10 protein-coding genes and 1 pseudogene are annotated in these 12,972 nt (G+C 36.8%); 1 reads left to right on the forward strand and 10 read right to left on the reverse strand.

Annotated elements, in window-relative coordinates:
- Positions 1 to 6 precede the first annotated feature (6 nt).
- On the reverse strand, positions 7 to 1,263 hold the full coding sequence (locus QTA56_RS15120) for a D-amino acid dehydrogenase (protein WP_267981820.1): 1,257 nt from the start codon (positions 1,261 to 1,263) through the stop codon (positions 7 to 9).
- Positions 1,264 to 1,402: 139 nt separating this feature from the next.
- On the opposite strand from QTA56_RS15120, the gene QTA56_RS15125 reads away from it, so the two are divergent.
- Entirely contained in the window at positions 1,403 to 1,870 is a 468-nt protein-coding gene (locus QTA56_RS15125) for an Lrp/AsnC ligand binding domain-containing protein (RefSeq protein WP_267981821.1), read from the forward strand.
- A gap of 3 nt (positions 1,871 to 1,873) precedes the next feature.
- Here QTA56_RS15125 and QTA56_RS15130 read toward each other — a convergent pair whose 3' ends face one another.
- The 9 genes and pseudogenes from QTA56_RS15130 to QTA56_RS15170 all read right to left on the reverse strand — a co-directional run bounded on the left by QTA56_RS15130 (position 1,874) and on the right by QTA56_RS15170 (position 12,930).
- Positions 1,874 to 3,115 carry a capsule polysaccharide biogenesis protein gene (locus QTA56_RS15130; protein WP_411956107.1) on the reverse strand — a complete coding sequence of 414 codons (1,242 nt, stop codon included), beginning with the start codon at positions 3,113 to 3,115 and terminating at the stop codon, positions 1,874 to 1,876.
- Positions 3,067 to 5,097 carry a capsule polysaccharide biogenesis protein gene (locus QTA56_RS15135; protein ID WP_267981823.1) on the reverse strand — a complete coding sequence of 677 codons (2,031 nt, stop codon included), beginning with the start codon at positions 5,095 to 5,097 and terminating at the stop codon, positions 3,067 to 3,069. Before QTA56_RS15135 ends, QTA56_RS15130 begins: the two co-directional genes overlap by 49 nt.
- A gap of 183 nt (positions 5,098 to 5,280) precedes the next feature.
- Positions 5,281 to 5,607: pseudogene (locus tag QTA56_RS15140) on the reverse strand (transposase family protein); the annotation flags it as partial.
- A gap of 116 nt (positions 5,608 to 5,723) precedes the next feature.
- A complete protein-coding gene (locus QTA56_RS15145) occupies positions 5,724 to 7,616 on the reverse strand; it encodes a right-handed parallel beta-helix repeat-containing protein (protein ID WP_267981824.1) in 1,893 nt (630 codons plus the stop codon).
- Positions 7,617 to 7,879: 263 nt separating this feature from the next.
- The gene (locus QTA56_RS15150; RefSeq protein WP_267981825.1) at positions 7,880 to 9,289 is read right to left on the reverse strand and encodes a mannose-1-phosphate guanylyltransferase/mannose-6-phosphate isomerase; all 1,410 of its coding nucleotides are present in this window, start codon (positions 9,287 to 9,289) and stop codon (positions 7,880 to 7,882) included.
- A 2-nt stretch (positions 9,290 to 9,291) separates the two neighbouring features.
- Positions 9,292 to 9,768 carry a GDP-mannose mannosyl hydrolase gene (locus QTA56_RS15155; RefSeq protein WP_267981826.1) on the reverse strand — a complete coding sequence of 159 codons (477 nt, stop codon included), beginning with the start codon at positions 9,766 to 9,768 and terminating at the stop codon, positions 9,292 to 9,294.
- Position 9,769: 1 nt separating this feature from the next.
- Positions 9,770 to 10,747 carry a GDP-L-fucose synthase gene (fcl, locus tag QTA56_RS15160; RefSeq protein WP_267981827.1) on the reverse strand — a complete coding sequence of 326 codons (978 nt, stop codon included), beginning with the start codon at positions 10,745 to 10,747 and terminating at the stop codon, positions 9,770 to 9,772.
- Between the two features lie 3 nt (positions 10,748 to 10,750).
- The gene (gene gmd, locus QTA56_RS15165) at positions 10,751 to 11,869 is read right to left on the reverse strand and encodes a GDP-mannose 4,6-dehydratase (RefSeq protein ID WP_267981828.1); all 1,119 of its coding nucleotides are present in this window, start codon (positions 11,867 to 11,869) and stop codon (positions 10,751 to 10,753) included.
- Between the two features lie 206 nt (positions 11,870 to 12,075).
- On the reverse strand, positions 12,076 to 12,930 hold the full coding sequence (locus QTA56_RS15170; RefSeq protein WP_267981829.1) for a WcbI family polysaccharide biosynthesis putative acetyltransferase: 855 nt from the start codon (positions 12,928 to 12,930) through the stop codon (positions 12,076 to 12,078).
- Positions 12,931 to 12,972: the final 42 nt, after the last annotated feature.

Genomic DNA, 12,972 nt, shown 5'->3' on the forward strand with positions numbered 1-12,972 from the left:
GGGCCATTAAGCCGCGTGTGAATAACGCTGGATTGACAGGCCATCGGTACTGATGTCTGGACGATGATTAAGTACCAGATCGCTCACCAGTTTTCCTGAACCGCATGCCATGGTCCAGCCTAGAGTGCCGTGGCCCGTATTCAGGAACAGATTTTTGTATTTGGTTGCACCAATGATCGGTGTGCTGTCTGGTGTCATTGGACGCAAACCTGTCCAGAATGATGCCTGCTTCAAGTCTCCACCTGGGAACAGGTCCTGGGTGACCATTTCCAACGTCGCCCGACGGTCATCATTCAAGCCCAGATTAAAACCACTTAACTCCGCCATGCCACCAACACGGATCCGCTGGTCAAAACGGGTAATCGCAATCTTGTAGGTCTCATCCAGCACAGTGGACTGTGGGGCAAATTTTGGCTCAATAATTGGAATCGTTAATGAATAGCCTTTAACAGGATAAACAGGCAAATTTAATTCCAGCGGTTTAAGAAAATCACGTGAGTAGCTGCCAAATGCCAGCACAAAATGGTCTGCGGTCAGGATAGCGCCATTGACCATCACCCCTTTGACCTCATCCCCCTCAACGATCAGTTTCTCGACATTTTGATCAAACTTAAACTCAACACCCAGGTCCTGGGCAACTTTTGCCAAAGCATTGGTAAATAGATAACAGTCACCTGTTTCATCATTGGGCAAATGTAAACCACCCACCAGTTTATCGGTGTGGGCCAGTGCAGGTTCAACACTGCCAAGCTCTTCGGCATTGAGTAAATTAAAATCCACACCACATTCTTTCAATACCTGAATGTCGCGCTGTACCGCCTCAAGTTGCGCATCACTACGAAAAACCTGTAGCGTCCCTTTAGAACGGTTTTCATAGTGAATACCCGTTTGTGCCCTTAAATCACGTAGACAGTCACGGCTATACTCCGCAACACGCATCATGCGTTCCTTGTTCACCGCATAGCTGTGTGGATTACAGTTTTTTAGCATCTGTGCCATCCACTGCAACTGCCACATACTGCCATCAACATTGATTGCCAATGGTGCATGATGCTGGAACATCCACTTGACTGCCTTAAATGGGATACCAGGTGCTGCCCATGGAGTTGAATATCCAGGGGAGATTTGGCCCGCATTGCCAAAACTGGTCTCCCTGGCAGGACCTGACTGACGGTCAAGCACTGTCACCTGCGCACCTTGTTGTGCAAGATAATAGGCACTTGCCACACCAATGACGCCACTTCCTAAAACGATTACGCGCATAATGCTTCCCTCGCGCCCACACTAGTTTATTTAACTAGTATATTTTTGCATCAATAGTTTTTTTCACTATTTTTATGACTATAATCCAGGTAATTTCATATTTTCATCACGAAAAAATCAAAATAAAAGGGAATACTCTATGCGTAAACTGGACCGTATTGATCGCCTGATTTTAGACATCCTGCAACGTGAAGGGCGCATCGCGATCAGTGAACTTGCCTCACGTGTTAACCTGTCAACCACTCCCTGTTCAGAACGGGTCAAGCGCCTGGAGCGTGAGCGTATCATCATGGGCTATTATGCCCGACTCAATCCTGCCCACGTTGACCGCAACCTGCTGGTGTTTCTGGAGATCAAGCTTTCCGCCAAATCGGGTGATGTTTTTGATCAGGTGGCACGAGATTTAGTGGATATTCCAGAAGTGCTGGAGTGTCACCTGATCTCAGGCGAGTTTGACTATCTGGTCAAGGCACGCCTTAAAGAAATGAGTGCCTATCGTCGACTGCTTGGAGATTTATTAAAAAAACTCCCTGCTTCAGCTTCATCACATAGCTATGTGGTGATGGAGGAAGTCAAGGAGTCCTTATATTTAGATATGGGAATATAGAGGTTATTTCATCCAGAAGTGCTTGCCGTAATATGCACCATTGAGCTGGGTAGCCTGAATCAGGCTTTCCCGAAACAAATGAAAGTAATCTTCATCTGGCGTGGGAGGTGCCTGCCAAAACTGGTCCAAATCCATCTGGGCCGTAAGTCGAGGTAAATCATATAATGACTGCCCCAAAGTTTTGACTGGGATATGGTGGTAAAGCGCCTGAATACCTGTCGTGCTGTTAATCGTAACCAATCCCAAACTGTGCTTCAGCAAAGTTGGTAAATGCACATCACAAAAATAATGCACACGGTCTTCAATGCCATGCTTTTTTGCCAGCCGCTGAATGAAACGACCATAATGTCGATAACCTCGGTCCATTGGGTGATGTTTAAAAACCAAGTGATGCTCAGGATGTGCATTAACGGCAAAAGAATCAATCACTTCAGTAATACAGTCTCGGATATCCTGATAGTGGCTATGTATGCGAACCTGGGAATCATTATGCACCTGAAGAGTAAAAACAAAATAATTGCGATCTTGTTTAACGATTAGGCTCTCAAAAGATGGAGGTTCGATAAGGGAATTTTTGATTTTACGTATGGCTGAAATTAGCCAGTAATAACATTCCATCACTGGCCCATAACCACGATGATGTAAATAAAAAGGGTATAACCAGAAAAATAGGGTCCAGAATAAATAGTACTGGAAACCACTCCATACCATAAGAGAATATTGATTGTCACTATTCGTTAACTTATTCTTTGGTTTATCGACTACGGACTGACTTAAAAAATCCTGCAAAAAACTGGAATAATTATTGACCCCATTCTTCTCAAAAGTAATGTAATCAGGGCGAATATAGCCTTCTTCAAATACATAAAACTTTTTATTGAGTGACTGGGAAACCAATTTGGCCTGTTTATGATAAAAACGGCAATCACCAAAGCAAACGATTGCATCAATTTGATTTTCTTTAATTTTATCAGTCAACCACTGATCAAACTGGTCCGACTTGGCCCGATAGTGCCAAATATTTGGCCGAGCAGCATAGTAACGCCAATCACCAGCATTAAAATTAACTTTAAAACATTCAACGTCTTTAGAGATTAACCAATCAGCTAAATCAGCAAAAAAAGGACCAACTGGACCTTGTAGCAGCAAAACTCGATGAGCTGCTAATAATTCATCTAAAAATTTAGACAATGCATCTACCTTAAAACTGTATTTTTTAACTGGCGTAACCTTGTAAATAGCCATGACCCCCGATATGTAGGTTGCATAGACCTCACCTGTTGTAGATGAAGCATATGTTGTAATACATGCTCTGGTGTCACCAATGGAATTTGCATTTTTCGCGTATGCGGCAAATTATAGGTTGGATACTCAATCAAGGTGGTATACGCCAACTCCTCTAACATTAACTTACGGTTCCGCCTTGGACAATGATGACGGTCAACGGTCAATCCCCACCCTGCATAAAAAGGAATTCCATAACAGTATACTTTAAGTCCCCTCAAAAGTGCTTCAAATCCCGATAAAGAGGTTATTGTGTGAATTTCATCAATATATTCAAACAGTGTTATAATGGAAAGCTTGGCTTCAATATGATCAATATGTGCATTCATCACGTCCTGACTAACTTTACCCTTACGTAATCCTGTCTCCACATCTGGATGAGGCTTATAAATAATATAAGCATCTGGATTTTTTGCCCTTACCTCTTTAATCAGGGTTTCATTGGTTTTAATATCAATCCCACCAAATTGTACAGATAAATCATCTTCGACCTGTCCAATAACCAATAATACTTTTTTATTCAAAGCAATTTGTGGAAGTTTTGTAGGTACAACTTCACCAACATTATATTTCGTCAACTTCTGTTGCACAATTTCTTGTATCAGCCATTGAATACGTTTTGTCTGCTCCACGGTCAATTGTACCTGGTTCAGCAAAACCTCTAATCGTGAGGGTGCTGTTACATCGTAATAAATTCCTAAGTCATCAAAAACCAATGAAAAAGGGCGAATTAACTTAGCACCCAGACCCAAAGAACGCAAAAAACCATCCTCAACTGTCCATACATGTTGATAACCAGATTGTTTTAATGTTTTTGCTTTTCCTCCCCAAGCAACCACATACTGATTTTTTTTAGGTTTTCGCCACTGCATAAATCTTAAGTTAATCGATGGAAATCCAAGATAATCAGCAATAAATTGACGTTTCCAACGACTAAACCCATAAACCACAATATTCTGGTGCATCAATCGTTGTTGAAATTGTAAATTTGGTGCAAGAATATCCAGTATTTCTTCCAACTCACATAATTGATAGGACACAGGAGAAACATACCTTGCATATTTTAAATAAGCACATGCAAACAAATGTTCCAAGGAACGTGGCTCAACTCTACGATTAAGAACAGCATCAGGAAGTGTTATGTGATCCTGGGTTAATCCCCAGCCTGCATACCAAGGGATACCAAAGCAGTGAACAAGCTTGCCACACAATAGTGCTTCAAAGCCAAGTTGTGAACTGACTACATAGACCTCTGCCATCATCTGACATAATTCGATTGGATTATAATTTTCTGAAATAAAGCGAATTCTATGATTATTATTCAATGATGAGGGAAAATGTCCTTTTGCTTTCCTAGCAATCACATCAGGATGCGTTTTAATCCAAATCGTAGCATCAGGATGATGTGAACAGGCATGTTCCAGCATCTGCTGAAAGGAGTCTTCCGATGCCAAAGCATACTGAATCGATTGGTCCCCAAAAGTTTGGTCTACAATCAGAATATTTTTCCGTGTATTAAATAAAGTAATATTCAAAGGAATAAAGTATTGATTATATTTAGTCACTTTAAGTTCAAGAATCTTTTCAATTAAATGTCTTGCCCGAATATTCTGCTGTACCTGCTCTGATTGATTAATTAGCTTTTCCAGATCAGAACACATAGAAGCGTCAAAGTAGATTCCAGCCTGATCCATCACCAATGATAGAGGCGGTACATTCAGTTTTCCTAAACCCAGTGATCGAATAAATCCATCCTCTAGGCAGATACATGAGGCATTATATTTTTTAGCTAAATTTTGGGCTCGAAAAAAGCTGGGTTTTCTTCCCCACCCTGCAAAGTGTTGACACTTATTTACAAGATAAGGAATAAATACAGATACTTTTTCTCCAACAAATTGTTCTATCGAAAAAATTTCTTTTATTTTTCTTGAACATACTATCATATAGAAAATAACTCTCTGAATATGACCATCTCATACTGGAAGTACATGGCAATTCGCATTGAACAAGGTTGATGTGTACTGAAATTACAGGATACTTCCACTTGAGAGATTCTAGCAGCCAAATTGAGAATTCTCTGCCATTTGATTTGGGGTCTTAAAATTCAATTCTTTCCGAATTATTCACTGATTATAAAATAGCTTAGTATATTTTGTAATATCTGGTTTAACTTCCTCTCTAGTTTTATAGCTACGATGATAAATCAATTCATTCTTTAATGTGTCCCCAAAGCTCACAATCGGTGCATTATCGCAACAGTCACCTTTTTTGTCTATTGAAACTTGATAACCATTTTTGCTAGCATATTTTGATATTCATGATTGCAATACTGACCAACTCTATCCGAGTAAACGATTAAATTTTATTGCAAATAAGCTGTGCTATCATCCAACCACTTGTTTGTTCTTTAGAGCAGGCAAATACAGCCATCTTTCCACAGTCCATACATATGTAAATGTAACTTATCAAAAATCAGAAAGCTACCACGAACAGCTTGAGTATCCTGTTTAAAAAATAATTGGTTGATTATTTCTAAACTGTATTTATATAGAATACTGTATAACCTCAATTAATTATCAATTTGGGCACCACTTTTTTCCCTAGTTATACCTGAAAAGACTAAAGGTTTACTTTTTATAAAAGTATTACCTATAATTTTATTATATTTCGGTTGACCATAATTATCATTCAATATATTAGATAGATTCGGGTACTTACTTTTCCAGATAGCACTATTATAGGGCACAATTTTTAATCCTTTCTTTAGTTGCCAGTTCTCATCAAGAGTTTTATCTTTTTGCCAAGTCACACCACGTGCATCATAAGAAATTGCTATATTATTATTATTAAATATATTATAAATGATTTTATTATCTCTTCCCCCTCCTAATAGTACTCCTTTCTGAACATTTATAAATTTATTATTTTTAATTGTAATACCACTTGCCTGATCATCCAGATATACCCCTATAACACTACCATCCTTTCGAAAAGGTTGAATATTTTCAATAGTATTATTCTCAATAATAGTACCTCTGGCTGTGTAATCCCTTCCTGTATAGATCGCCCCTACATCCGAAGTTTCTAGTGCCACTTTAGAGATCTTGTTACCTGAAATTATGTGATCATTACCTGTAAAAATGATAGCTGCATGAGCACCTTGCGTAATTGTATTTCCCTTAGCAATTTGCCCCACACCATTTAAAGAAATAGCTGGCCTATATGTAGGCACCAACCGATCATAATTATTAAACACTGTATTTTTTACAAAATTATTTGCTGGTTCTAAATTATTTCTATTACCACCATTGATTAATATCCCTCCCTCTCCAGTATATTCAATATGAGAATATATAACACCTGAATTTTTCCCTCCATTAATCACTATACCTCTATTGCCAGTATATTGAATATCAATATTATCAAAGACAATTGAGCTACTATTATTAACAACAATCGCATCCCCTCTTGTTCTATTAAAAATAATATCTTTTACCTGAATATTACTTGATGATTTTATTTTTAATAAGGTATCTACTATACTCCATTCTGCTTGATTAACCCTATCATCAGGTAGCCAAAAATATAGTTTCTTATCTGATATATCTACATACCATTCGCCAGGAGAGTCTAGAAAAGAGATTGAATTCTTTAATAAAACTCTTTGACCATCTTTAGTACCATATTGTATATTTCCATTTTTTATAGAAAATTCTCCATTTCCCAGATAATTAATCTGATAACTTTGATTAGCCCAATCCCAGAACCAATATCCCTGAGCTTGTAAATTAGCTGCTTCTATTTCTTTAAAATCAAAGTTCTTTAGCTTAAATATATTTTTATTTTGGGTATAAAAAGAGTCTATAGTTGAAAATCCATAATTAGGCCATTGTGCTAGTTTTTGAGGTTTACTTTGCCAAAATAATTCACCTTGTATAGGTAAGATTGGCTTAGAAAAACCACTTTCTTTTATTGAAAGGACACTAGAAATATTTGCCATTCTTATATTATGTCTAATATTTACGGGTATCGTTTTTAGTTCAGGACTATCGAAACTTGGTGAACTGAAATTTAACAACTCAGACCCAGTAAAAACTGTAGAATTATTTCCATATTTTTTACCCTGTAGAATAAGCCTAACTCCATTATTCCAATTTATAAAATAAGTTTTAGTTAGCCTATATTCTGTTGGGTTAAATAAAATAGTAATTTCTTTAATTTTATTTTGTTTTATATTTTTTTTAAAAAAATCACTATTTATAATTTCAAAACCATGCTCTATTGTTGCTTTACAACTTACCAATATATCAACTGTACAACTAGGCAAATTAGAATTAACATCAACTTTATTATTACTAAATTGAAAATATACCAAATTGGAACCAGAACTCTCTGAAAATCCGCTAGAAGAAAAAAGTAAGGCTAAAACTATTACTGCAATTTTACTAAAAATAATCTTCATAATGTCTGCATCAAAAGTAAAGTTGTACTGATAGTATAGATTAGCCAACAAATTTTAAATGTCTAATAGATTTACCCTTTATTACTTAATTAAATGATTTGGCAATATCCTAAAAAGCATGCTGTTCGTTCTTCTCTACTAAATATGCCTATTCTAATAAATTATCCTATGACACCTTAATTCAATCATAATTAAGGTGTTTTTCCATTTAATAATAGATTTTTTACAAAAACCCACTTTCACAAGAGGGCTATTGTAGATGATTATATACGACCATACTTATCTTCAAATCTCACAATATCATCTTCACCCAAGTATGCACCAGACTGCACTTCAATCAGTTCAAGTGGAATTTTACCAGGGTTTTCCAAAGCATGTACTTCACCACTTGGAATATAAGTTGATTGGTTTTCTGTAAGCAAGAAAGTCTTTTCACCATTAGTAATACGGGCCGTGCCACTCACAACAATCCAATGTTCAGCGCGATGGTAATGCATCTGTACAGATAATTTTGCACCAGGTTTAACAGTGATACGTTTAACTTGATAACGCTCACCCTGATCTATACTGTCATACATTCCCCAAGGACGCAGTACTTCCCGATGATTAAAATGTTCTGTACGATGATTATTCTTAAGATGTTCGACTACTTTTTTCACATCCTGAACATGGTCTTTATTCACAACCAATACTGCATCTTTGGTTTCCACCACAATCAGGTTTTCTGCTCCTACCACAGAAACAAGACGACTATTGGCATGAACCAAAATATTCTGACTATTTTCAACTAACACATCACCATGTACAACGTTACCCTGTCGATCTTGCTCACTCACATCCCATAATGCAGACCAAGAACCTATATCACTCCATTGGGCATTTAAAGGTACAACCACCGCATCCTGTGTTTTTTCCATTACTGCATAATCAACAGAATCTGATGGGCACTGTAAAAATTCTTCTGTTATAACACGAACAAACACATCATCCATGGATAAGTTTTGTGTTGCTTTGCTGCATGCCTGTAAAATTGTAGGTGAGAACTTTTCTAATTCTTGTAAATAGCGTGATGCTTTAAACATAAACATTCCACTATTCCACAAATATTTTTGACTTTCTAAATACTGTTGTGCAGTTTCGAAATTAGGTTTCTCCACAAAACGTGAAACAATAAATCCACTTTCAATGGCTTGACCCTGTTCGATGTAACCATATCCCGTCTCTGCATGAGTAGGAACAATCCCAAAAGTAACCAGTTTACCTTGTTCCGCCAAAGGAATAGCAGCCTGAATACTTTGATGGAAAATTTCCGTGTCTTTAATTAAATGATCTGCCGAGAGGACCAATAAAATAGGGTCATTATTGTCCTGTGCTGCAATTAACGCGGCCAGCGCAATTGCAGGTGCAGTATTTTTTCCTTCAGGTTCTAACACAATATTAGAATTTTTATACCCAATTTGTCTTAACTGCTCCGCAGCTAAAAAACGATGGTCTTCGCTACAAATCACCATTGGCTCTTGAATTGAACTTCCCTGTAAACGGGTAATGGTCAATTGCAACATGGTTTTTTGATCATTGAGTAATGGCAAAAACTGTTTTGGGTATTGAGTACGAGATAATGGCCATAATCGTGTACCAGAGCCACCAGCCATAATAATTGGTAAAATTGTCATTATTATCTGCCCTCTATGGATCTAAAATAATCTTGAGTATATTGATGAACATTGCAGTCTAATAATAATTGATCTTTATCCCACCATTGAAAACTTTGGTGCTGTTCCATAGGCAAGTGTGTATGATCAATATCATCTATCTGAAGTTGATAGGCTAATACAACATAATGTGTTGACGGGTTATCAACACCTGCACCAAAGACACTATCTGTATAAAAATGTTGATAAACACCAAACCATTGAGCTTGGTGTCGTTGATAACAAAACCCTAGTTCTGTCTGTGTCAGCCGTTTAAAAGCTTCATCCAAAGATTCATTTTTTTGTATTCGCCCACCTGGTACAAACCAATAGCCTTGAGCAGGACGATTCTGACGTTGCCCCAACAAAACCTTTCCATTACGATCACGCACAATCAAATCAATCGAAATTAAAGGTGTAGATGCAACAACTTGCTTAAATGTATCTTCAGACAACCACATATTAACTTAACCGAGCTTCACTTTGATGATCTAAAAACCATTGATAGGCATCTTTTAAGCCATCTTCCAATGAAATAGATGCCGTCCAACCTAAAGATGCCAACCGACTGACATCCATCAATTTTCTTGGTGTACCATCTGGTTTTGTTGCATCAAAAGTCAAATGGCCTGTAAAACCTGTCACTTTTGCAACAGTTTCAGCCAATTCCCGAATGGTACAATCTATGCCTGTACCCACGTTAATATGACTTAACATCGGTTGTGTATTGGCTTTAAATGTTTCATCCCCTAATTGCATCACATGAATACTTGCTGCTGCCATATCATCAACATGCAAAAACTCGCGCATTGGCGTACCGCTGCCCCAAATCACCACTTCTGGTTGCTCTGTTTGTACAGCCTCATGGAAACGACGAATCAAGGCTGGAATCACATGACTATTTTCGGGATGAAAATTATCATTTGGGCCATAAAGATTGGTTGGCATGACACTACGATAATCCCGACCAAACTGGCGATTATAACTTTCGCACAACTTAATCCCTGCAATTTTCGCAATGGCATAAGGTTCATTGGTTGCTTCCAAGACCCCTGTTAACAGTGCAGATTCTTTCATTGGTTGATCTGCAAATTTTGGATAAATACAAGATGATCCCAGAAACAATAGCTTTTGGACACCATTTTGATGTGCCGCATGAATAATATTGGCTTCCATCATCAGATTTTGATAAATAAAATCTGCAGGATAAGTATTATTGGCATGAATCCCCCCGACCTTTGCCGCAGCCAAATAGACTTGTGCGATATCATGTCGAGTAAAAAACTCATTGACTGCTTGCTGATTGGTTAGGTCCAATTCGGCATGGGTTGCAGTGATAATATTTTGATAACCTTGACCTTGCAATTTACGTACAATCGCTGAACCCACCATACCCCGATGCCCAGCCACATAAATTACTTGCTCTAAATCTTGTATCATCAATCAATGCTCCAATGAAACAGGTACATCATGTCCATGTGCTTTAAGTAAAGCAAATCGCTGTGCTTCTTTTAGATCTTCAGAGACCATTTCTGCACACATTTCCTGTACAGTAATTTCAGGCACCCAACCTAACTTTTCTTTTGCTTTTGTTGGGTCACCTAATAAAGTTTCTACTTCAGCAGGACGGAAATAACGTGGGTCAATCGCAACAATAACATCACCTACTTTGACCGCAGGAGCTTTGTCACCTTCAATTTTAACCACAGTACCTTTCTCATCTACACCTTGACCTTGGAATTCAAGGGTAATCCCCAACTCTTGTGCAGACCATTCGATAAACTGACGAACACTATATTGCACACCCGTAGCAATTACAAAATCTTCTGGATGATCTTGTTGCAACATCATCCATTGCATACGCACATAGTCTTTAGCATGTCCCCAATCACGTAAAGAATCAATATTTCCCATATATAGACATTGATCCAAGCCTTGAGCAATATTTGCCAAACCACGTGTAATTTTGCGTGTTACGAAAGTTTCACCACGACGAGGAGATTCATGGTTAAACAAAATACCATTACAGGCATAAATACCATAGGCTTCACGATAGTTCACAGCAATCCAGTACGCATAGAGTTTTGCGACTGCATAAGGGCTACGTGGATAAAAAGGTGTGGTTTCTTTTTGCGGAATTTCTTGTACCAAGCCATAAAGCTCTGATGTTGATGCTTGATAAAACCTAGTTTTTTTCTCTAAACCGAGAAAACGAATCGCCTCAAGTAAACGTAAGGTACCAATAGCATCGACATCTGCTGTATATTCTGGAGCTTCGAAACTCACCGCAACATGACTTTGCGCACCTAAATTATAGACTTCGTCAGGCTGTACTTCTGACAAAATACGAGTCAAGTTTGAAGAGTCTGTCAAATCACCATAATGAAGCTTAAAACGAGCGTTCTCAATGTGTTGATCTTGGTAGATATGATCAACACGCTGTGTATTAAACAATGAAGCACGACGTTTAATACCATGTACTTCATACCCTTTTTCAAGTAAAAACTCTGCCAGATAAGAACCATCCTGACCTGTAATACCTGTAATTAATGCTTTTTTCATAAAACGTTCCTATAATGTCTACAAACTAGAAAAATACTTTACTATTCCAGAGAACATTTTTACATTCTTCAACACAATGCTGAGGACTAATAAAAAATTCAGGGCTCCAATTATACTGCACTATAATGAATTAAAAACATCAAGATATTATCTTAAATCTAATTAAAAAGCACTTAGGCAGTTAATTTAAAAAACTGCATTTAAATTCAAATTAAAACTTTAGGATTATCAAAAATTAAATTAAGCTCATTTAAACTACCTATAATTTCCGAATTAGAACCATTTTCATATTGAATAATTCTAGCAAGATAATCATATCTATTATACCTAAAATACGAGCTTAAATCATACTCAAGCCTTAAAACATTAGCTACCTTATTAGTAATCGGTTTATAATGCCCCCACTCCTTACTAATTTTAATATTATTCATATTAATATCTTGATTTTTTAGTTTTACTCTTGGAAAATTAAAACGAATAATTTCTATAATTTGATAACAAATAAAATTAAAAAAAGGAATTGTCAAATGATAAGAATCCCTAAACAAAGGAATTTTTTGATAAAATTTTAGAAAAAAATCTACAAACTTTATATCCCCAGTGTTTTCAAGATCTCTAAATTTTTCCAAAGCATGATCAAAATTATTTTGTATAATCACATCATGTAAATTTTCTCCTTTAAGATATTTAGGAATTTCTAATACCTTATCAATCTTAGGGTAGAACATAACAGCTGCGCTCTTAAATTTCTCTAAACTTCGAACATCCCCTACTTCCCAAAAACCATCAAATCGAATAAATGGAATTCTAATCATCAAGCATTCTGGTTTTAATATTTTTTTAATATTTTCTACTTTAAATTTTTCATAGTTATGTACAGGTTGAATAATAAGGATATCACACTCTCTAAAAAAACACTCTATTGCATCATAGTTATTTAAATTTTCATAGCTTACAACATGATTAATTTCAAATAATCCTACCACATCAGAAGTTTCGATAGTCTTTTGGTATATTGAACCATGGCAATTTGCAAAAATAAATACTTTCAACTTTTCCATATAATTTCTTCCCGTATATACCATATAATTGACAATAAAATA

It is taken from the genome of Acinetobacter thutiue (genome assembly GCF_030385805.1).
Classification (GTDB): domain Bacteria; phylum Pseudomonadota; class Gammaproteobacteria; order Pseudomonadales; family Moraxellaceae; genus Acinetobacter; species Acinetobacter corruptisaponis.